The organism is Cyanobacteria bacterium GSL.Bin1, assembly GCA_009909085.1.
Classification (GTDB): domain Bacteria; phylum Cyanobacteriota; class Cyanobacteriia; order Cyanobacteriales; family Rubidibacteraceae; genus Halothece.
Map to the genome: position 1 here is coordinate 39,656 of JAAANX010000044.1, position 21,397 is coordinate 61,052.

At 43.5% G+C, this 21,397-nt stretch carries 17 protein-coding genes; 6 read left to right on the forward strand and 11 right to left on the reverse strand.

The window, feature by feature from the left end; all coding sequences use genetic code 11:
• From GVY04_04380 to rsmH, 3 genes are all read right to left on the reverse strand, one after another.
• Complete coding sequence (locus GVY04_04380) at positions 1-1,260, reverse strand: bifunctional oligoribonuclease/PAP phosphatase NrnA (GenBank protein NBD15391.1); 1,260 nt, start codon at positions 1,258-1,260, stop codon at positions 1-3.
• 261 nt (positions 1,261-1,521) lie between these two features.
• A complete protein-coding gene (locus tag GVY04_04385) occupies positions 1,522-2,022 on the reverse strand; it encodes an HNH endonuclease (protein NBD15392.1) in 501 nt (166 codons plus the stop codon).
• A gap of 94 nt (positions 2,023-2,116) precedes the next feature.
• Entirely contained in the window at positions 2,117-3,007 is an 891-nt protein-coding gene (gene rsmH / locus GVY04_04390) for a 16S rRNA (cytosine(1402)-N(4))-methyltransferase RsmH (GenBank protein NBD15393.1), read from the reverse strand.
• A 122-nt stretch (positions 3,008-3,129) separates the two neighbouring features.
• Between rsmH and GVY04_04395 the strand changes: the two genes are divergently transcribed.
• Complete coding sequence (locus GVY04_04395; GenBank protein NBD15394.1) at positions 3,130-4,746, forward strand: hypothetical protein; 1,617 nt, start codon at positions 3,130-3,132, stop codon at positions 4,744-4,746.
• Between the two features lie 75 nt (positions 4,747-4,821).
• Here GVY04_04395 and GVY04_04400 read toward each other — a convergent pair whose 3' ends face one another.
• From GVY04_04400 to GVY04_04415, 4 genes are all read right to left on the reverse strand, one after another.
• Positions 4,822-5,325: a hypothetical protein gene (locus GVY04_04400; protein ID NBD15395.1), complete on the reverse strand. Its 504-nt coding sequence runs from the start codon at positions 5,323-5,325 to the stop codon at positions 4,822-4,824.
• Between the two features lie 91 nt (positions 5,326-5,416).
• Entirely contained in the window at positions 5,417-6,727 is a 1,311-nt protein-coding gene (locus tag GVY04_04405) for a phosphorylase kinase (protein NBD15396.1), read from the reverse strand.
• Between the two features lie 132 nt (positions 6,728-6,859).
• Positions 6,860-9,988: a pullulanase-type alpha-1,6-glucosidase gene (pulA, locus tag GVY04_04410; protein ID NBD15397.1), complete on the reverse strand. Its 3,129-nt coding sequence runs from the start codon at positions 9,986-9,988 to the stop codon at positions 6,860-6,862.
• A gap of 20 nt (positions 9,989-10,008) precedes the next feature.
• On the reverse strand, positions 10,009-12,528 hold the full coding sequence (locus GVY04_04415) for a 1,4-alpha-glucan-branching protein (protein ID NBD15398.1): 2,520 nt from the start codon (positions 12,526-12,528) through the stop codon (positions 10,009-10,011).
• A 174-nt stretch (positions 12,529-12,702) separates the two neighbouring features.
• Between GVY04_04415 and GVY04_04420 the strand changes: the two genes are divergently transcribed.
• On the forward strand, positions 12,703-14,811 hold the full coding sequence (locus tag GVY04_04420; GenBank protein ID NBD15399.1) for a hypothetical protein: 2,109 nt from the start codon (positions 12,703-12,705) through the stop codon (positions 14,809-14,811).
• 83 nt (positions 14,812-14,894) lie between these two features.
• On the opposite strand, the gene GVY04_04425 is transcribed toward GVY04_04420, so the two are convergent.
• Positions 14,895-15,095 (reverse strand): hypothetical protein, encoded by a 201-nt coding sequence (locus GVY04_04425; GenBank protein ID NBD15400.1) that lies wholly within the window; start codon positions 15,093-15,095, stop codon positions 14,895-14,897.
• A gap of 312 nt (positions 15,096-15,407) precedes the next feature.
• Here GVY04_04425 and gcvT point away from each other — a divergent pair, with 312 nt between their 5' ends.
• Positions 15,408-16,523, forward strand: coding sequence for a glycine cleavage system aminomethyltransferase GcvT (gene gcvT / locus GVY04_04430; GenBank protein NBD15401.1), 1,116 nt, complete (start codon positions 15,408-15,410; stop codon positions 16,521-16,523).
• Here gcvT and GVY04_04435 read toward each other — a convergent pair whose 3' ends face one another.
• Together GVY04_04435 and GVY04_04440 are read right to left on the reverse strand one after the other, a co-directional pair.
• The gene (locus tag GVY04_04435) at positions 16,524-17,000 is read right to left on the reverse strand and encodes a phosphatase (protein NBD15402.1); all 477 of its coding nucleotides are present in this window, start codon (positions 16,998-17,000) and stop codon (positions 16,524-16,526) included.
• Between the two features lie 110 nt (positions 17,001-17,110).
• Entirely contained in the window at positions 17,111-18,100 is a 990-nt protein-coding gene (locus GVY04_04440) for a DNA polymerase III subunit delta' (protein ID NBD15403.1), read from the reverse strand.
• A 123-nt stretch (positions 18,101-18,223) separates the two neighbouring features.
• Here GVY04_04440 and rfbC point away from each other — a divergent pair, with 123 nt between their 5' ends.
• Genes rfbC through GVY04_04455 form a run of 3 tightly spaced genes read left to right on the forward strand, consistent with a single transcriptional unit; the run spans position 18,224 to position 20,716 of the window.
• Entirely contained in the window at positions 18,224-18,769 is a 546-nt protein-coding gene (rfbC, locus tag GVY04_04445; GenBank protein NBD15404.1) for a dTDP-4-dehydrorhamnose 3,5-epimerase, read from the forward strand.
• Positions 18,762-19,646 carry a dTDP-4-dehydrorhamnose reductase gene (rfbD, locus tag GVY04_04450; protein ID NBD15405.1) on the forward strand — a complete coding sequence of 295 codons (885 nt, stop codon included), beginning with the start codon at positions 18,762-18,764 and terminating at the stop codon, positions 19,644-19,646. Before rfbC ends, rfbD begins: the two co-directional genes overlap by 8 nt.
• The gene (locus tag GVY04_04455) at positions 19,643-20,716 is read left to right on the forward strand and encodes a glucose-1-phosphate thymidylyltransferase (protein ID NBD15406.1); all 1,074 of its coding nucleotides are present in this window, start codon (positions 19,643-19,645) and stop codon (positions 20,714-20,716) included. The genes rfbD and GVY04_04455 overlap by 4 nt, the downstream gene beginning before the upstream one ends.
• A 1-nt stretch (position 20,717) precedes the next feature.
• Here the strand turns inward: GVY04_04455 and GVY04_04460 are convergent, their stop codons facing one another.
• Positions 20,718-21,395: an ATP-dependent Zn protease gene (locus GVY04_04460; protein ID NBD15407.1), complete on the reverse strand. Its 678-nt coding sequence runs from the start codon at positions 21,393-21,395 to the stop codon at positions 20,718-20,720.
• Between the last annotated feature and the right edge of the window lie 2 nt (positions 21,396-21,397).

The following is a 21,397-nucleotide window of genomic DNA, read 5'->3' on the forward strand; positions in this document are numbered from 1 at the left end:
TTAATCGGTATTAATTACACTGTCGTCAGGATTGACTAAACGGAGGAGTTTCTGTTTAATTTGGGTATCAAACACTTCCCATTTCAACTTCGCATAGTCGGAATGTTCATTAAACCCGTATAAAAATCCTAACGGTACTTCAAAACCACCTGCCATATAACGTCCACCGCCAAAGTAGCGCCCTTGCGTATCTTGACCGAAAGCTTCTTTAATAAATTCATCGGGATCCAAAGTCAGCTTACTGGTGCGTAAAGAACCAATGACCACTTCTAACTCTTCGTGTTCATTGTGAACGATGCCATAGACAACCGCAGTATGCACATTTTCTTCTGTAACGAGGAAGTCCGCGGCTTGCGGAATAGCATCGCGGTCATCATAGCGTAAATAACCCACTCCCGCGATCGAGAAATTATTTTGCACCAGACGATTGCGTAGCGACCGTTCAATTACATCCATAACTCGCTTGGAACGAGAGGTTTGCAAAACGGCATTTAAGAGCTGTACATCATAAAACCGGCTGAGATAAGCAGCCGCTAAAAAGTCTTCTTCTTGGGCTTGCATCAAACGATTCGTATCGGAACGCAAGCCATGCATTAGTGCTGTTGCGCATTTGACGTGCTTACTATTACTGGTGTTGAAATTTAATAAGCCGGCTTGAATATACTGGGTGAGAATAGTAGCTGTGGCTCGGGTTTGATTTCGCAAATCCACAAATTCTCCATTGGCTTCTCCTTGATCACTGTGATGGTCGATAATCACTGTCACCGGGAGTTCTTGTTCACGAACCAAGGGCATTAACTGACTTGTCGTACCTTGGGTATCAATCAAAACACAGCCTTGATACACCGATAAATCTCTTTCCTTCAGCGTTTGAATGCCCCATCGCTTTGCTGGAAGACCGGTTAATTTGACTAAAGCAATATTTTCCTGATGAGATAAAATTCCGGCATAAACAATATCACACTGAATTTCGTATTGTTGGGCAATGAGTTGATAAGCCCAAGCACTCGAAAGGGCATCGGGATCGGGAAAGTCTTGAATAATAACGAGTTGTCTTTCCCCTCGATGACGCTCTAAGGTTTCCTTGAAAGCCTCAATAATCTGGTTTAAGGAGATATCAGTCTTGTTATATCGCTGATCTCCTTCTAGATGATTTGAGGAGGAGGTGTGGTTGACCTCTGGCATTTCTTCTGCTTCAACCGAATTGCCATTGGCTTGAGAATATCGAGAATTGGGATCAAAAATCAGGTTAGATGACATTGTTTAACCAGAATATTAGACTCAACCGCTATGTTATCGAAGGCAGCCCAAATAGGGTTAGAGGTGCTGGTCGATATTTGGGCGTTTCCTAATTGTGACTTGCCTTTTAGGAAAAAGACAAGTCATCTTTGGTCACAAGTTAGCTCAATAACGGCATATGCAGCGTCCTGTAGGAGCCTGGATATAAACCGTTAGTCGATTTTCTTGATTTGCTTCTGGTTTTTATGTTACTCTCTTTTAACGCAAGGTTCAGTGAGGAGCCTACTGAATACCAATTACATATTTCCGCCATTCCTGATTACGATTCCCTTGAATGTGCCGAGCCAATTCAAAGTGGAGGCTACTGTACGGACGGCGCGGTGGACGAGAGAGAGGCATTTCTGCTTCCCTGGGAGTGCGACTCCCTTTCTTTACGTTACAGCGCACACAAGCAGCGACAATGTTTTCCCAAGTGTCGCCACCGCCACGAGAGCGAGGAATAACGTGATCTAAGGTGAGTTGATCGCCTTTATAGCCACAGTATTGGCAACGATTGCTATCACGTTCTAAAATATTCCGACGAGTTAAAGGGATTTCTTTATAGGGAACGCGGACATAGTACCGCAAACGAATCACTGTGGGTAAGGGGAAGCCAGTGTAAATCAGTTTACCGTTATATTCCAGTTGTTCAGCTTTCCCTTTGAGCAACAAAACTACCGCTCGTCGCCAACTGGTGAGGTTGAGCGGTTCGTAGGAGGCGTTTAGCACCAAAACCTTGCTCATGGGCTCAAAATCTAAATCTAATTTAATATTACTCCAGATGTTAGCACAGACTGTTTTTAGTTTGAGAATTTTTCGTTTAAGGAAAGTTTAACAATTAGCGGGAAGCAGGATAAATTTTCTGAGCAATTCTGAGTTTAGCAGAACGAGCACGGGGGTTCTGGCGAGTTTCTTCGGCGCTAGCGATCATCGGTTTTTTAGTGACAACTTGTAGTTCAGGGTGTTCCCGAAAGCTGTGTTTGACGATGCGATCTTCTAAACTATGAAAGCTAATTATGGCAATTCTAGCGCCGGGTTTCAGCCAGTTGGGGGCAATTTCTAAGAAGGTTTTTAGGTTGTCCAGTTCATGATTAACAGCGATGCGGAGGGCTTGAAAAACACGAGTGGCTGGGTGAATTCTGCCATATCTTTTCTGAGGTGGAAAACAAAGCGCGATCGCGTTCGCTAGTTCCGTTGTCGTGTAAAAGGGTCTTTTTTGTAACAGTCTACGGGCAATTTTCCGGGAATATCTTTCTTCGCCATAATGATAAAAAATATCCGCTAAAGTGGTTTCATCCCAATGATTAATAATTTCAGCAGCCGTTAGAGATTGATGAGAATTCATCCGCATATCTAAATCGCCTTCTTTTTGGAAACTAAACCCTCTTGTCGCGGTATCAAGTTGAGTTGAACTCACACCTAAATCCGCAAGAATGCCATCAAATTGTTGTCCTTTGGGGTCATAATCGGCAAAGTTAACGTGGTAAAATTCAACGGCAGGGTAAGGAGCAAAGGCTAATTTTTCTTTTGCTGCTGCGATCGCGCTTTCATCTTGATCCAAGGCTGTGATTTTAACGTTATCTGCTGCCTTCAAGATCAGCTCACTGTGTCCCCCTCCCCCAACGGTTGCATCCAAATAATGTCCATTTTCTTTAATTGCTAATTCTTGGATCACCATCTCAGGCAAAACAGGAAGATGGAAAAAAGGTTGTTTTTCGTCTTGGTTCATTCTTGGATGCAGTTAACTGTTTATGAGAATATATCTTTAGGATTTGTATTTCCTGAGAACAGGGCTTTACTGGAAGTATGGTCTTTCTCCTGCAAGCATAACATTTACATTTACCCTTGAGGATGATTCCTAAAACTCGCCTGACTCTCATCATCATCCTTCTCTTGGGCAGTCTTTTAAGGATGATGAATCTTGGGAAAAAGCCCCTCTGGTTAGACGAAATTATTACGGCTTTGTTTACTTTCGGGCAGGGGTATTCAGTCATTCCGAGAGAAACAGTTTTCTCAATTGAAAGTATTCCTAATTTTTTCACTTATCAAGCTCAGAGTTGTTCGCAAATTGCCCATTTTTTAGCGGAACAATCGACACATCCACCACTTTTTTTCTGCCTCTTGCATCAATGGTTAGGCATCATAAAAGAAGTCAAAATATTTGATCATTTTTTAGCCATTCAATTACGCTTTCTACCCGCGCTTTTCGGGATTATTACTATTTTAGTATTGTATTATCTCAATCGACAGGCTTTTTCTGAAAAGGCGGGTTTGATGGGAGCAGCAATAATGACTATTTCTCCATTTGCTGTCTACTTATCTCAAGAAGCAAGACAATATACGTTACTATTGGCTTTTATTACCATCGCACTTTTGGCATTCGTGCAAATTTTAAAATCCGCTCGCCACAGTTGGTTTTATTGGTTACTCTGGGGAGTTGTCAATAGTTTAGGGGCTTACACTCACTATTTTTTCTTCCTCTCTTTTATCGCCCAAGTGATGGTTCTTTTTGGCTTTTTCGTCTGGCAATTTCCACGGCGTTTATTGCTTCTTTTTGGTGTTACTGGAGGGGTTATTTTAAGTTACTTACCTTGGTTACCGACCCTAATAACTCATTTTTCCAGTCCGAAGACAGATTGGTTACCGAGTTTTGATTGGTTTGCTCCAATTTACCAATTACTTCTCGGCTTGATCATTATGTTTGTTACGTTTCCGGTGGAAAATCAACCGATTTTTATGCAAGTGATTTCTGCTGTAATAATGCTGAGTTTTAGTGGTTGGCTGGTCTATCAAGTTAGTATGGGTTATCGGAAATTATTACACAATAAAGCAACGCAAAAAGTCACTCTCGCTTTATCTTTATATATCGTTTTTGTATTCTTGCAACTTTTAGTAATTATCTATGGTTTAGAGAAAAATATCGCGATCGCGCCTCGCTATAATTATGTTTACTATCCTGCCCTTTGCTCACTCGTTGGGGCAAGTTTAATCGCACGCAATGAGCCAATCCGTTCTCATTTGTCTTGGAAACGATTGAGTATGATTGGCATGATCGGATTAGCCAGTTGTTTATTTGTCGTTGGGAATCTCTTTTTTCTCAAACCCTATTTTCCAGGGCTAACTGCCCAACGTTTTAATCAGTCTCCAGAACCGATGTTAATTGTTATGGGCTATCGAAATGAAATGGATTTAGCCATTGGTTTAAGTTATGGTCTCGCTCTAAATCGGATCCGAGATCCTTCATTAACCAGCGATTTCATCTTTTTTGACGATCGCGATGGCTATGATCAAATGTGGGAAAACATACGTCAACTCCCTTTAAATGTTGCCCAAGTGTGGGTGCTGGGAACAGGCTTAAAGCGAGTTGATTTTCCAGAAACATTACGTTTAAATCAGAGTCTAACTTGTCAGCGCGATCGCGATAATTATTACCGGATTGGTATTCCTTATCAACGTTATCAGTGCTAGGTTGCAATCCTAAAGATAGGGATAAAATGACTCAATTCAACTTCATGGATCTAAGTTTTTCAGCTTGGTTTCTACCTAAAACGTATTAAAGCTAATTTTGCACTGAGCAGGCGTTACCTTAAAATGACAGGTGTAAGTAGCAAGACAATCTTCCTGTTTGCTAATTAAGATTAAGTTGTAATTATAATCACGAGCAATGGTTCCGAATTGATTGACTAAACTGTATTGATCTAAATAATCTAGAGTTTGCCAAAAGCGGTTATCCACCACTAAATTGATCACTTTCGTTGTGACATCCGCTTCCCAATGAGTGACTAATTTACCCTCTAAGGGATCATATTTTTCGACCGCCCACCACAAGCTAGGCTGGCTTATTTGTGTTTGTGAGGGTGTCGTGGCGCTAACCGTTTCTTTTTCACCAAGATTTGGGGTGCGCATTTGAAAACCCGCTCTTACACCATTTTCTGGCATAACATTGCAACTTGTTTTCTGTAATGATTGTGCAAAAGTTACAGTTGCTAAATTTGCCCAAAGCAGGGGAATGACAGGGATCAAGGGGAGAAGTTTGCTGAGTGACATGAGCTGATTGAAATGGGCTTAGCTGTTCATTCTATAGCTGAGAACAGTTCGAGAGAACAACGGTTTGCGTCTAATATACTCCAATGCTGACTTAAACGTTTAGACTATTTTTTATCTCCTTTAGTGCCAAGATTAAGTTGGCTTGTGTCCAGAGTAAGGGAGTTGCATCACTGGGAACATATTCCCTCTGTTCACGGTAATAGAGTTCTGGACATCGGTAAGGTCCAAATTCACTATTCTTGCCCGTAATTTGTCCTAACGAACGATTGAGGTAATGAATCTGTTGCTGAAGATCCAAGGAACTATGTGTATTTTGATATTGCTTGCCAAAAATAACGGAAACGATGGGGTCAAAAATACACCATTGGGCTTCTTCCCCCGGTTTCAAGAAGGCATCTCGCTTTTCTATGTCGTTACTAAACTCTGCTGTGCGCTGTTCTTGACTTAAAATCTGTTTGTAGTTGGGAAACCAGAACGAATCGCCAACATAACGAGAAATACCATAGTTGCCTTCGAGGGTATCCAAAACGCGATCGCGCACTTTAATCGCCGTTGTCTGGGAGACGACTTTTAGGGGGTAAATCAAGAAGAGTAATGCCCCATCCGTTTCTCGTTTTTTCTTGGGATCGGTTTGTAGACATTCTGCGGGGAGAATTTGCAGGAGGGCAGTATTGCCGTTGTCGATTAAATCATTTAAAAGTTGGGGGGTTATGACTTCTCCGTCATACTGACAGCAGTGGGCAACAAACTCGGCATTCAGGTTCATTTGTTTGAGGGCTTTTAACCCTGCTACTACCGTACCAATACTCGACGCTGAAATCTTGCGGGTTTCTTCCCAATGTCCGCTATCTTCATCTTGCCAGTACGCGATCGCGCGAAAATAGAGCGGAAATAATGCTAAGGTTTCCACATCCGATTCACTCACACTAAGTAAGCCATCCCGCGCCAAGAGACAATAAAACCATAAAAAGTAACCGAGGGCATCATTTTGCGCGTGGGGCCAATATTCGGGGTTTTCTGCCAGTGTTTCCCCCTTGAAGCGAATATGAGGACGATTCATCACGTTTTGCGCTAGACTCGGTTCTTTGATAATACTTTCAAAGCGCGATCGATGCTTGGTAAAGTATGCCATTAAGGTTTGAGCCGTTTTAACCGCAATGTCTGTTTTTCCCCACACATAATGGGCATGGGCAACATGAATGTTATCGCGGACCCAAACATTAGAATATCCGGTGTATTCGGTTTGATCATCTAAGACGGCTGCGGGAAATAGACCATTACTCAAGCGAGGAAATGTTAGTGCTTTCTTTTCTACAAGCAGCGTCAATAATTTTTCAAGATGGGAAGGGGTGTAACTCCTCTGAATCAGATCCAGTAACTCTTCATTATGAATAATGAGCATATTAGCAATTAAGAATTAAGTCGTTAGTGATTAGTCATTGAATCAAAAAAGAGGGAAGAGAAAGAAGGATACAATTCAAAATTAATCCTCACTTCTCCCCCTCTCTCCATCTAGACGAAGGAATAAAACAGCCTAGCTTGATTCAGGTGCAACAAAAACGGCAGTCGTCCGCGCCGGGACTTCAAATTCGCCCGTTGACACATCAAAATTGGCTGATTTCACCACATCATCATGAGAATTCGCTTGTACCGGGTGTAACACCATGGACGTTCCCGCTAATTCCGGAATTTTAAATTTTTGCCCAAATTTATCGGCATTAAACAAAGCCACAACCTTTTTGTAGTTGGGGTCTAAGTTTTCTCCCACCGTATCATCCAAGGACATAACAATTAAGGCATCTTGTTGATTTTGTCCCATGTTGTGGAAGTTGACTCGCTGTTCAATGTCTTCTTTGGTTCGCAAACGGAATAGCGGAGAACTGCGCCGAAGTTTCAGAACTTCTTGAAAATGATGAGTATTGGCTAAAATATGCTCTGGTTCCGGATCAAATTTGGAGTTTCTCAGCATAGGCGACATAATGTCCCACCGTTCTTGGTTACTACTCCAGGCTGGCGGTAGCCCCACACCAAAGTTATTTTTGCTGTAGGTAAAATCAATGCGATTAAACCAATCTCCTGAATCATAGCTATTGTGATCCAACGATTTGGAACGCAGCATATCGCTTCCCAGTTGGAAGAAGGGAATCCCTTGACTTAACCCCACTAAACTTAACCCTAAATTCTGGACACGAACCCGTTCGTTCATGCTGGTAACAGCACTTCCCGATTTGCCCAGAGGAAGTTTGAACATATTTAAGTCAAACAGGGTTTCATTGTCGTGTTTGGAAATGTAGTTGATACTTTCTTGGGGATCTTTGGTGTAACCCGTTCCTTCCAACTCAATTCCGGATACTTGGCGGTTATTTTGGTCAATAATTTGGAAGTCTTGGAGGCTACCAGCTAGATTGATCCGCAGTTTATCGCTCTTGCCTTGCAAATCATAGCGAAATCGCTTGTCGTAAAAGTAACCATTCCAGTCGTAGGATTGACCATTGATAAACCCTTGACGATGAATGGCTTGCGGGTTGGTTGAGTAGCCCCCATGAACCGTATCGCGGATTTTATCGTTGAAGGTGCCAATACCGGTTCCTGCCATATTGTACTGAGTCGCAGCATAGAGTCCTTTGCCTTTTGCCGAACCGAAGTCCCAACCTTCCCCGTAAAGATAAATACTTTCTCCATCAACGCCATCTTGTTCTGGAGTCAGTTGATTAATGGTATCTCGCAGGGTGACTAAGTTTTCAACGGTGTGCAGATTCATTAAGTCGAAGCGAAACCCATCGACTTTGTAGGCTTTGATCCAGCGCAGAATCGTATCCACCATTAATTTTTCCATCATGGTAAACTCCGTTGCCGTATCCGGACAACAACTAGAGTTTTCTTGATAGCCATCTTTGTTATAGCGATGGTAATAGCCGGGAACCACTTTATCCAAGACGGCTTGGGTATAGAGACCATTGGCAAAGGTGTGGTTATACACCACGTCCATCACCACTCTCAAGCCAATCTCATTGAGGGATTGCACCATTTTCCGAAATTCAATGATGCGAGTGGTACCATCTTGGGCGGTAGCATAACTGCCTTCAGGAACGCCATAGTGATAAGGATCATAGCCCCAATTAAAGCTATCATTGCCCCGTGTGGAACCAATAATGGCTTGTTGTTGCACTGAATCCCGTCCAAAACTAGCAAGGAGATTGGGATCAGGATTAATTCGAGCTTGGGGATTTTCTTCAACAGAAGCAAAATCCGAGGCTGGTAACAAATGGAGATGGGTTAAGCCTGCTTCTGCCAGTTGCTGGAGATGATTCATCCCGTTAGAAAGGGGTTTGCCATTTTTACCGCTGTAACTAAAAGCATTAAAGGTACCGCGATCGCGCTCAGGAACGCTTTCATCATCGCGACTGAAGTCCCGCACATGGGCTTCATAAATAGCCATATCTTCGGGGGCATCCAGTGGGGGCTTAGCAATGCTATCCCAACCGTCTGGTTTTAAGCTTGGATCCTCGTACAGATCGACGATTTGGCTGAAACGGCTGTCTTGAGACAAATTCACTGAATAGGGATCCGTGACAAAATTTCTCTCAAACTTACCCGTAAAAGGGACATATACTTCCACTTCGTAAAGGTAATACTCTTTATCCCAGCTGCGATCGCCAACAACAGACCAAACTCCCGTTTCCGGATTAAAGTCCATTTCGTGAGTGGTGGCTTTCGTATTGGGCTGGGCATCTTCAAAGCGATGTAACGTCACTGACTTCGCCGTTGGTGCCCACACTTTTAAGGTAGGAGTGCCTTGATTATAAATCACTCCTAATTCACCGGAGTAACTGTAGAGTTCATCGATTACGCCCTGCAATTGAACGCCTGTGGCATCAATCAATTTGCCATTTTCGTCATAAGCTGCGATCGCGGTTTCACTTTTGACAATGGCGGGAATCAAAGGCTTGGCAGCACGAGGAACCTGTAAATCATGATAACCGTCAATATTAGGAAATTTGTAACTGGTATCCCAACTCAGGGTATCTCCATTCCTTAAGTTAATGCCATCGCCACTACGAACGGGCACCAGCAAATTTCCATTGGGAGCGTAATGCAGTTCATATGTGGTTCCCTGGTCTTGATTCCAAGCAATATTTTCCTGATCGATCCACATTGCTTTTCTTTGTTCAGGGACATTAGGAACAGGACTCACCGTGAGACGACCATTGCCGCCGCTTTGCCAGCGAACCGCTGAGGTTTCCTGTTGAACACAGCGGGTCGTGTATTCATACAAGCCTGTGTCCGGAGCAATAGCACCACGATATTCATCATTATTATTGGCATCCCCAATGTAGGACATGGGCGTAGTCATGACATTTTGCCAGGGTCCGCCAAAGACTTCGACTTCTCCCCAATAGAGCGTACAAGTAATGTCATCTCCGCGACCATACGCATCAGTCACCCCTTTTTTATAGACTTGGGTGTAAACGCTAAATGATTCTCCGGTGGGGAGGATAATATTGGAACTTCCCGAGGGGAACATATTTCCCACCCAATTTAAAGGAGAGTTGGAGTCCGCACAAGCCGGCTGACTCCAACTGAGAAAGAAACAGAGAAGGGGGAATAAAATCAGTCTTTTCCAGGATTTCCCCCGGGGGGAATGTCCCCCCAGACTTGCCATTGGCAACGTTTTAGTCATATCTACGGACGGTACGTTTGATAGAAGTAGTAGTCATCGGAACGCGGCCGCTCAATAGAGGGTGCAGCAGGAGTTTCTCCTGTGGGTTCGGGTTGATAGCCATCGGCTTGGACTAACCCCACCACTCCATAAGCGTCCAAAGAAAACTCTACCTCATGATCTTGCGCTTGGGTATAGGTTGGATTTTTTCCGTCTCCGCCATACATCGCGCGATCGCTGTCGAGAGCAATCTCAAACTTCGCATCCTCGGGGTATACAGGAATTTTATAATTGTCAATCGCGTTATCCCCTAAATTGGTTACTGCGTACACTCGTTGTCCGGTTTCAAAATCAATGCGCTCAAAGACAATCACTTTATTATCATGATCGATCCAGTGCAACATATTGCGGTGCATATTATAAGGCGCAAACGCCGGTTGCGCGCGGAAGAAGCGTTTCATATCGCCTTGGAACTGCACCATTTCTGTCACTTCGTCGTTTGTCAGTTGAGACCAATCAATGGGTGCATTACTGTTTAAGTTCCCGTCTTGCATTGTCCACAATTGGAACATATCCAAGTAGTAAGAACTGGCAAACATCGTTAACGCTGACCAAGAGCGAATTTTTTGGTTATGATGACCGCCATCAATGGCATCGGCTAAGTAGCGACCGCGGGCTTGGAAGGGATTACCGGGGTTGGCAAATTCATCATGGTTCCCTGGATAATACAACATCGCCAGGGGCCAATCTTGGGAGAGCATATAGTCTAGCTTCCAGGTATCGATTTCCTCGGTATATTTCAAGAGGTTTTCCGTGAACCAGAGGTAAAAGCGATCGCTGTAAGTGGTGAGTAAACCAGCACCACCCGCATCCCGGGCGCGATTGAGATAAGGATCGCCAAAGTAACCTTCGCCAATCACGACCGATTGCGGACGATAGGTATCAACCGCTGCGGTTAACTCTTTGAGAAATTCCCGACCATAAGGTTGGGCATCAATCCCATTCACATTATCAATCCGTAACCCATCAAAGCCATAATCAATCAAATTCACTAAACCGGCATCAATCAAGTTTTTCCGAACTTCGGGGGTATAGTTAAAGCGACGAGTTCCCCATTCAGTCCAATCGCCAGCATAAAGTTCACTGCCATCTTGGGCTTGGTATTGAGAAAAGCCAACTGGCGCAAACTCCCGAGGCGGATTATTCCCGCGCGGAGAATAGTGACTGTAAACCACATCTAACAAGACCGCCACATCCGTATCGTGGAAGGCATTAATCATCTGACGCAGTTCATCGGGGCTACCAAAGTCCGCGTGCTTGCCGTACATACTGATGGTTTGATAGCTATAGCGCCAATCGGGAAGATATTCCGCACCCGGTTCCCAGAAATCGACATGAGTATCAAGGGGCATAAACTCAACGGTGTTGTAGCCCAATTTTGCCATTGCTTCAGGTAAACCGCACTCGCGAACAAAATTGTATAAGCGGGGAATATGATCTTCTCCCGTATCGCCATAAAAACTGGACTTCGGATTTTGACATTGCCATTTCAACGCCATCGAAAGCACATCCGTTTCCGCAATGGTTAATTGTTTACCCCGTAAATCGAGCGGAGACCCCTCTGCTTTGGTTTGCGGATCCGGTTTCCAGAAAACAGAATTGAGTTCGTCGCTTCGTTCCCCGTTATAAAAGCGTTCATTAAAGCCTGGGGTTGAGAGTAAAGTAGCCCCTAAATCAACCCGATGCTCACCATCTTGATCCACTAGACGATATTGTTGTTTATGGTAATCGCCTGGGGGAAGCGTAACAGCATGGATATGAGGATTTTCCGGCAAGGGTTGTAATTGATAATCTGCCAAGCTAGCGACGTTGCCCCAGTTATTGAAATCGCCAATGACGTGCAAACGTTCATAATCGTTACCAACCAGTACCCGTAGGGTAAGTGAACCGTCATCATGGAAACGCGTTCCCACTTGCGGTTGAAAGGTATCGCGCTGGGGTTCCCGTTCTAACTTCTCCACCGATGCCAGACGCAGGGATTCAACGTCTGGACTGACAACGGGCTTTTTCTTCATGGGGGCAAAGTCGTCAATTTCTTTCGCCGACAGACGCGTTAAATTATTAATATCTTTAATGCCGAGGTAGCGTAACTGAGAATAGGTGGGTTCAGTGACCAATTCCCCTTCCGCGATCGCCTCTTTTTCGGTTTGGCCGCCTTGCACGTTGATAATCAACTGTTGCAACGCTTCCATTACGCGCATAATCCCTTGTTTGAGACTGCTTAAAACCCCTGACAATAAAGAATTAGAGTGATCGCCACTGAGAGCTAATTGCAGCGATCGCGCTGCTGTTGCTGCAACATTTTCATTGTCCTCTTGCGAAGACCAGTTGAAATTTACCTGCGTTGTAGAATTAGGTTGTTGCTCATTCGATGACACCTGAAGAATTAACTTAACTTCTTCATCACTAAAGTCTCTAGCCAACTCCGGTGTCGGTGAAACAACATTTAATTGGTAAGCTAGCCAAAGTGAAATAAAATCCATATATTATATCTTTTGTAGTTTGTGTAACAGAAACAAATATTTAGCAGTTAAGGAGCAAATCCTCACGAATAACGAACTAGCTGAGGAAGATTTGCGCAAATTAAATTTATTATACTTAACATACCGTTAATAACCAAAATATTAACTTAATAAAAATTGCTTAACGATAAGACAATGCAAACTAAAGCAAATTTTCTATTATCAAAATTTATGAAAAATGATACCTCTGCGGTTGATCCCCAAGAGTGGGATGCGGGTTATAGAACCCAATTTCTCTCTCAGATCACGGCAGTGTTTGCCAATGGGACGGTTAACCTGCGACTAGTGGTTTATTTACCGCGAGGAGAGCACAATCCAGAGGTATTTGCAGTGGAAGTCAAGGCAACGCAACATTGGCAACCTTTGCATCCCCCCGATCACGAACATCCCTATTGGTGGTTAGAATTAGAAGGCATTGCGGAAGGGACACAATTGCAATTTCGCTATCAAAAATCAGGAGAAAACTGGCAAACCCTTGCTCCCTTGAGCGATCTTGCCAGTCGCCATGAGAAAATTTATGTTCCAGCCTTACGCCACAACTGGCAACATGATCCCCCAGCCATTGCTCAGGGTCGCGTTTTAATGGAAACTACCCTGGAAGGGTTACTCGCAGGGTATAAAGCGGGAAAATATGCCCCGAATAATAAAAAAGAAGATCTCGCCAATGAATCTCTTGCCAAACGGATTCTTAAAACGGATATTCCCGGTAGTTTAGGCGAACTGGGGATTGATGAAATTATGGTTCCAGTGGGGGCATCAGTTGCAGATCGCAGTCATCTCAATCCCAAATATAACTACCTCACCTACAACTTTGTTGATTTAGATTGGCAAATTGGTACCCCCCAAGAATTTAAGCAGCTAGTCGATACCTTCTACGGTGAGCAAATCCACATTATCCCTGATTTAATCTTTGCTCATCAAGTCCGGAAGCCCTTTCCCGGCTCGATGGATCAAGTAGAAGGATTAGATACCGGATTCGTGGATCATGATGCGTATTTGTTCCGGGACTACGGGACTTGGATGCTGAATCTTGCGATTCCTGAAATTCGGCAGATGCTCATCGAGAAGATTGTGAGCTTCATTAAAAAATATCGCCTGAAAGTGATTCGGATTGATTACATTGATGGTCTGATTCTGCAATATTGCCAGCGCGACCATAATTATGCCGAGGACTTTTTGCGGGAATTAAAAGCAGAAATGAGACACGCGTGCCCGGAAGTGATCATGTTGGGTGAAACGTTTGAAGTCTCTCAAAATGAAGTGGTGCAAGACTTTATTGATGTTTTTTATGCGCCGATGGGCTTTTCCATTGTCGAGGAATTGTATAAACCAGTCGGGAAACGGGAACATCATTTGGCTCCCAATATCGGCTTAATTGCCGATCATGTGCGAAATGTGGTGCAATCGCAACGTCCAGAAGCGGTTTATGCTCAACTGCATGATGAAACGTGGTATTGTCCCCATATTATGGCCGGTCGTCCTCATGTCAATTGGGCGTATGGGGGTCATCCAGCGCAATTGGCAAAAAATCAAGGGAATGAGTTAGTCGAAATGGGAGCTTTAGATGCCCATCATTTACTTGATTATGTCCGGCGCACAGTGCGTAATGCGGAAACGCTGACGATGTTTATTGCGAAGTCGCGTTATATGTTTACGCCTGGGGTGGATGCCCTGAGTTTAGGGGCTTTGGATGATGAAAATCAGTGGAAAGTGCAATGGGAAGGGGCTTCGATCACGCAACTAGAAACCTGGCAAGCAACGGGATTATCCAGTCGCGCTATCTATCATTTCCACGAGCAACACCGCAACGATATGATCCAGTTACGGAATATTTTCCGTCGCTACACCAAACTGAATGTGAATACCGGTGAATCCCTTGTCTTCCCAGAACTGAATCATTGTAACGGGATGGCATCTCTGATTAGTATCTTCCGCCGTAGCCATTACCGTAAAGATGATTCCCTGCTCATTGTTTTTAATCTCGGCACCCAAACCTTTGAAGGGGAACACACTTATGAGTTGCCAATTCCTGAAGGCTTTAGCGGTCGCTGGGAAGTTTTATTTGATGGTGAAGCATTGAGCCCGGTCGCGCAACCTCATTTAGGAGAGTTCCAAACCAGTGCTGCTTACTCACCAGGAACTCTAATTAATACCACTCAAGGCGAATATTCTAATGTCGCGCAAGTGATTCCGGTAAAAATTGGTGCCAGAAGCATTGTTGTTCTCAAGTATCGGGAAGATTAGAATTCCAAAATAAATGTAGGGGGACAATCGCTCACCCCTACTCCCAGTTATTTAGTATCGATGATCAATCAGTCGTAGTCGGCTTAGCTATAGGAAGCACCACTCCGGTCATAGGAAGCACGAAAGCTGGGATGGGGTTTCCCTTGAATATGACCCCAATATTTTGCGCTATCCACATCCATGCCGATTTCTGATGCCGCTCGTCCTAACATCGATTGTTGACGATTTTTAATCATCCTATGGTGACGCATCATAAGAGCGCGAGCTTGTTGTTCTGCAGACATGGTAAACCTCCTTTAAATTCGTTTAATTAGCGAATGAAATGTAATGTATTTTTTGTTCTTCAATCACTATAACACAGAATTCTGTATCCAATGTTACGAAAATGCCCTGAACAATATAAAGATTTGTTAAAAATGACCCATTCATGAAGATTAAGAATCAGTAGGATGCAATCTGAGACTTGTTTTGACCGGATTGTACTGGAGAAAAACACTTAGAGATAACACTCGACTCAAATTTTGTTGCCTACTCTGACCGTTGCTCAGATTGGTATGCTAAATACACTGTAGATTAAGGAAAGTTAAAGCATTATTGTGACAACGACATCCAATCAAACGGCACAGACTCCGCTCTATGATTTAATTGTCCAGCAACAAGCTCGCATGACCGAGTTTGCTGGCTGGGAAATGCCCGTTCAGTTTTCCGGGTTAAAGCCAGAACACACCGCGGTTCGTGAAGCCGTCGGAATGTTTGATATTTCCCACATGGGTCGGTTTTTACTCTCAGGGGAAAACCTCAGAGAACAACTCCAATTTCTGGTTCCCTCTGATCTGTCTCGGTTAAGGGCTGGCGAATCCCAATACACTGTCTTACTTAATCCTCAAGGCGGGATTATTGACGACTTTATCTTTTATTACCAAGGCAGCGATCGCGCCGTTGCCATTGTCAATGCTGCGACCAAAGAGAAAGATAAAACCTGGCTACTCGAACAACTCAAGGATACTTCGGTGCAACTGAATGATATCTCTCAAGAGCAGATTCTACTGGCGGTACAGGGACCCAAAGCACTTGCTACTCTTGATCCCCTGGTAAAAGGAGAGATTACCTCCCTCAAAGCCTTTGGTCACACAGAAGTGTCAATTTTTGGAGAAACGGCATTTGTGTCTCGCACCGGCTATACCGGTGAAGATGGGGTAGAAATGATGCTTCCCATTGCTGCTGGGCGCAAACTATGGACCACTTTACTGGAAAAAGGCGTTACCCCTTGTGGTTTAGGCGCACGGGATACCTTACGATTAGAAGCAGCGTTATCCCTCTATAGTCAAGACATTGATGACACCACCACTCCTTTAGAAGCCGGACTAGGTTGGTTAGTTCATCTGGGGAGTAAAGGGGAGTTTATGGGGCGAGAGGTTCTTGCCAAGCAAAAAGCGGAAGGAGTTAACCGACGCTTAGTGGGGCTAGAAATGCAAGGACGAGGCATTGCTCGCCATGATTATCCGATTTTATGTGAAGGGAAGGAAGTGGGAATCGTCACCAGTGGTACCTTGTCACCGACGCTCGGTAAAGCCATTGCTCTCGGTTATGTCCCGAAATCTCTCGCCAAAGTCGGACAACCCTTAGAAGTAGCCATTCGCGGCAAAAAATACCCTGCCCAAGTCGTGAAAAAACCGTTCTATCGGAGTAATAATCCCCCACCGAAGGGATAATTAAAAGTTAGCTTTCTCGGCAGAAGAGAGGGCGAGAAATTGGTACATTACTGCAATTTGTGCCGGATCAGGATGGGCATTCGCATGTCTGTCCTGAACATGCGCGATCGCATCGGCTAAAGAAATTCCTTTTATCGTAGCAATATAGGCAGCGCAAACCGAAGGAGAGCGCCCCACTCCCGCTAAACAGTGAACATAAGTCACATGATTTTTTTGTTGCCACCGCAATAAAATCGCACAGGCTTGTTGGAAATGTTTGATGTCTGGAATTCCTCCCTTTGCCCCATCTGGGATCGGCACATTTTTCCAAACAAATTGATTATGAATTGCTTGCGGAATTTTCACTTCTCTAGGCATTGTTAAAGATAAGACAGAAGTGATCCCAATTCGCCTCAGGTAAGCAATAGCATAATCTGATTGAGGGAGCGAACCAACAGCCAGCCGATCAGGAATAATCCAAGAAAACCAATTAGACATTAGCATCAGTTTGGGTCTAACCACATTATGTTTTAGGATAGCAAGAATAAGCAGAAACCGTTATTCTTCTTGTTAACTCTGATAATCAACGAGAAATAATGATTGAACCTTTAACCCATTGCCCGTTTTATGATGTTTAGGAACATTACTTCCCACACCAGACGGGGTTGAACATAGTTTAAAAGTAGTTTGCGAGTGCTTTCTAATTGCTCTAATCTGGAGCGTATCGTCAAGGGAGAGGTTCCTTGGAGAGCATTGTTCCAATACCATTGTTGAAGATACTGAACCAGCCAGATTTGTGTTTTGAAATCAAGGGTTTGTGCAATCTCTTTTGCTAGAGTGAGAGCAAGTTGAATCTGTGCTAGGGAAGCGTTTTCTTGATGATTAAGGAGAGTTTTGAGTTGTTCTAAGAGCCTTGAAGGAAGGCTGTTTAAGTGTTCGGTTGCGATCATGGCTTCCCCTGGACTTCCTTGCGCGATCGCGAGAATGGTGTCTTGTTCAACAATGTCATGATAATTCGTTTGGACTAACACTTGTTTCAGTTCCGCTTTCGCCAGACGAGAAAAAGGAATCCGTTGACAACGGGAAACTAAGGTGGGTAGCAAAGCATCTGCACTGGGGGCAATTAAAATAATCGTTGCTTGTCCTGGTTCTTCCAAGGTTTTCAGCAAGGCATTTGCTGCAGCTTCCGCCATAGTTTGTGCTTCATTAATAATTACAACTGCGCGCGACGCTTCAAGAGGTGGACGCGATAGAAATTGAGCAATTTCGCGAATTTGTTCGACCCGGATTTGCGGCGGGGCTTTCCGTTTCAATCCTTCTGCTTTGGCTTGGGCTTCTGTCAGGAGTTTCCCTTGTTGGAGATAAGTCGGTTCAACCAAGAGTAAATCAGGGTGATTTTGCTGGTTGACTTTACGGCGAACTAAAGATTCTGCTTGTTTTCCCGTTAGGATTAACGTGCTAAACTCAAGAGCAGCCAAATAGCGTCCCACCCCTTCAGGACCGCTAAATAAATACGCTGGGGCAATCCGTTGACAGGAAATCGCACGGGTTAATAATTCCACTGCTTGCTCTTGGCCAATTAAGTGAGAAAATGTCATGAGAGTGAACAGTGATCGGTTCGATGTTTTGAATGTATCGGAAGGAGAACATTTTCACAACTAAGCCAGCGAAGCTTGAGATTCCCTTAAAGAGAAATTGCTGATGGAATTGAGTGTAAAGAGATGGATGTTATTGAGACTAAAATTCCAGATATTTTAATAATTAAACCAAAGGTATTTGGTGATGAGCGCGGCTTTTTTCTAGAAAGCTTCAATCAAAAAAAGTTTCAGGAAAAAACTGGAATGAATACGCATTTTGTCCAAGATAATCACTCCCGTTCTCAACAAAATGTCTTGCGAGGACTCCATTATCAAATTAAGCAACCACAAGGGAAATTAGTACGAGTAATTATCGGTGAAATTTTAGATGTTGCAGTTGATATTCGTCGCCACTCTCCTACTTTTGGGGAATGGGTCAGTTGCCGTTTAAGTGCTAGTAATAAACAACAATTATGGGTGCCGGGTGGCTTTGCCCACGGCTTTTATGTCTTATCTGAAGTTGCTGAAGTTTTATATAAAACCACTGATTACTATGCGCCAGAACAGGAAAGATGTATTATTTGGAATGATCCCGAGCTGAAAATTAATTGGGAAAATCCCACAGAACCCATTTTGTCCGCGAAAGACCAAGCTGGACAATACCTAAAAGAGGCAGACCTCTATGACTAAAATTCTCTTAACTGGAAAAAACGGGCAATTGGGTCAAGAGTTGGAACTCTTACTCACTCAAATTGGCGAAGTAATTGCTTTGGGAAAAGAAGAACTCGACTTAAGCAACGGCAACCAAATTCGAGACTGTATTGATCATTATCAACCGGATTTAATTGTGAATGCGGGGGCTTATACATCTGTTGATCAAGCAGAAACCGAATCAGAAATCGCTTATGCCATTAACGCTGATGCACCGGCAATCTTAGCAGAAAGTGCAGAAAAAATTGGCGTCAGACTCCTTCATCTTTCCACAGATTATGTCTTTGACGGTCAAAAACATAAACCTTATACAGAAACCGATGAACCGAATCCTCTCGGCGTTTATGGTCAATCAAAACTGGCTGGAGAACAGGGGGTTCAAAAAAATTGTAGTAATTATATTATTTTGCGGACGGCTTGGGTTTATGGGGCATATGGAAATGGGAACTTTGTGAAAACAATGTTGCGTCTAGGAAAAGAAAGAGAAGAATTAAAAGTCGTTTCCGATCAAATTGGGACGCCAACTTGGACGAATGATATTGCAAAAGCCATCGTCGGATTAATAATGAAGTTACCAACTTCTCCCCTGCAAGAAATTTATCACTTTACCAATAGTGGTGTCGCGAGTTGGTATGATTTTGCCATTGCAATTTTTGAGGAAGCAAAAGTTTTACATTTTCCCTTAAAGGTCCATCGTGTTTCTCCCATTACTACTCTTGAATATCCAACACCAGCCAAACGTCCTGCATACTCCGTTTTATCCGGAGAAAAAATTAGTCAAATTTTAGGAGCACGTCCACCCCAGTGGCGCATTAGTCTTAGAGAAATGTTAACCCAACTGTCGATTCAAAAATGAAAGCATTAATTCTTTCGGGCGGTAAAGGAACCCGACTGCGCCCTCTTACCTATACCGGGGCAAAACAACTGGTTCCTGTTGCTAATAAACCCATTTTATGGTACGGAATAGAGGCAATTGTTCAAGCGGGAATTACTGATATTGGCATTATTATTAGCCCGGAAACCGGTCAAGAAATTAAAGAAAAAACGGGCGATGGCAGTCAGTTTGGGGCAACAATTACTTACATTACTCAAAATAAACCGGCCGGGTTAGCCCATGCGGTGAAGATTGCTCAACCATTTTTAGGGGATTCACCTTTTATCATGTATTTGGGGGATAATTTAGTTGAGGCAGATTTAACAACTTTTTTAAACGAGTTTAAACAAAAAGACCAAGATTCTTTAATTTTACTCTGTCCGGTTTCTAATCCCAGTGCATTTGGGGTAGCAAACGTTGATCGCGAAGGAAAGGTTTTACAGTTAGTGGAAAAACCCAAAGATCCACCTTCTAATTTAGCCTTGGTTGGGATTTACTTTTTCAATCATACGGTTCACAGCGCGATCGCACAAATTGAACCCTCAGCCCGAGGAGAATTAGAAATCACCGATGCCATTCAATGGTTAATTGATCAGCAAAAAAAAGTCGCTTCTCGTCAACTGCAAGGGTGGTGGTTAGATACCGGAAAAAAAGACGATTTGTTAGAAGCGAACCGGATTATTCTCGATACCTGTCTGGATATTGAAGTGTTAGGAGAAATTGATGAGCACTCCCAAATTATTGGACGGGTAAAAATTGGAAAAGGGACTAAAATTAAAAATTCAACCATTCGAGGACCGGTAATTATTGGCGAAAATTGTCTATTGGAAAACTGTTTTATTGGCCCTTATAGTAGCATCGCCGATGAAACTACTTTAATTGAAGCGGATTTAGAACATAGTGTAATTTTAAGACAAGCGAAAGTCCTCAATATTCATCAACGCATTGTCGATAGTTTAATTGGAGAACGAGTGGAATTAAAAATTGCACCCAAACGCCCAAAAGCCATGCGTTTTCTGATTGGGGATGACTCACAAATTGAGTTAACTTGAGCTAAACATGATCTTGAATCATTTGTTCGCAGGTTTCCACAGAAGCTCGTTCCCGCATGACGTTTACTAAAGCATGATACGCTTCTTGGTTACGTTCAATCAAAGATTTTGCTTGCAGTTTTGCCCACTCTTCTTTTTGTTGACGTTGATTTTGCGGATAACCGAAACCGAAGTCAGCGAGAACCGATTGTAATTGCGCGCGATCGTCTCCTCCCCCTTCGGCGTTACCATATTGTAAGGTTTCTGCTGCCATCCCGGCACACCAAACGGTGCAAAAGCGATCGAGCATCAAATTGACTTGATTAGGCTGTGTTCCGGCTTGTTCTAAGGCAGTGGTATCAAACTGTACGCCTCCTTTCCCAGGTTGCTTGCGACGGAAGGCTTCCCAAGCAGTTAGGCTGTACCCTTGAATGGGAATCCCCAGAAAATAAGCGGTGAGAAAGTGACCGGCTTCATGATATAAAACTCTTTCTCGTTGTTCTGCAGTAGAAAATAAGTCCAGAAATAAGGTTACGCCGCGATTTTCCCAGGCTAACGTATCAAACGTGAGTAGTCCCATCACGGCAAAAGTGGTTCCCGCAGGGAGAATAATGGGAATATTTAAAATGGGAGACAGTAGTGCAAACATCGTCATGGCAAAAATGCCAATTGCAATTAAATTGAGACTAATTGGTTGCATCA

Coding starts and splice junctions, on each gene's coding strand:
- GVY04_04380 (NBD15391.1), bottom strand. CDS start 1,260: ATGTCATCTAACCTGATTTTTGATCCCAATTCTCGATATTCTCAAGCC.
- GVY04_04385 (NBD15392.1), bottom strand. CDS start 2,022: ATGAGCAAGGTTTTGGTGCTAAACGCCTCCTACGAACCGCTCAACCTC.
- rsmH (NBD15393.1), bottom strand. CDS start 3,007: ATGAACCAAGACGAAAAACAACCTTTTTTCCATCTTCCTGTTTTGCCT.
- GVY04_04395 (NBD15394.1), top strand. CDS start 3,130: ATGATTCCTAAAACTCGCCTGACTCTCATCATCATCCTTCTCTTGGGC.
- GVY04_04400 (NBD15395.1), bottom strand. CDS start 5,325: ATGTCACTCAGCAAACTTCTCCCCTTGATCCCTGTCATTCCCCTGCTT.
- GVY04_04405 (NBD15396.1), bottom strand. CDS start 6,727: ATGCTCATTATTCATAATGAAGAGTTACTGGATCTGATTCAGAGGAGT.
- pulA (NBD15397.1), bottom strand. CDS start 9,988: ATGGCAAGTCTGGGGGGACATTCCCCCCGGGGGAAATCCTGGAAAAGA.
- GVY04_04415 (NBD15398.1), bottom strand. CDS start 12,528: ATGGATTTTATTTCACTTTGGCTAGCTTACCAATTAAATGTTGTTTCA.
- GVY04_04420 (NBD15399.1), top strand. CDS start 12,703: ATGCAAACTAAAGCAAATTTTCTATTATCAAAATTTATGAAAAATGAT.
- GVY04_04425 (NBD15400.1), bottom strand. CDS start 15,095: ATGTCTGCAGAACAACAAGCTCGCGCTCTTATGATGCGTCACCATAGG.
- GVY04_04435 (NBD15402.1), bottom strand. CDS start 17,000: ATGTCTAATTGGTTTTCTTGGATTATTCCTGATCGGCTGGCTGTTGGT.
- GVY04_04440 (NBD15403.1), bottom strand. CDS start 18,100: ATGACATTTTCTCACTTAATTGGCCAAGAGCAAGCAGTGGAATTATTA.
- rfbC (NBD15404.1), top strand. CDS start 18,224: ATGGATGTTATTGAGACTAAAATTCCAGATATTTTAATAATTAAACCA.
- rfbD (NBD15405.1), top strand. CDS start 18,762: ATGACTAAAATTCTCTTAACTGGAAAAAACGGGCAATTGGGTCAAGAG.
- GVY04_04455 (NBD15406.1), top strand. CDS start 19,643: ATGAAAGCATTAATTCTTTCGGGCGGTAAAGGAACCCGACTGCGCCCT.
- GVY04_04460 (NBD15407.1), bottom strand. CDS start 21,395: ATGCAACCAATTAGTCTCAATTTAATTGCAATTGGCATTTTTGCCATG.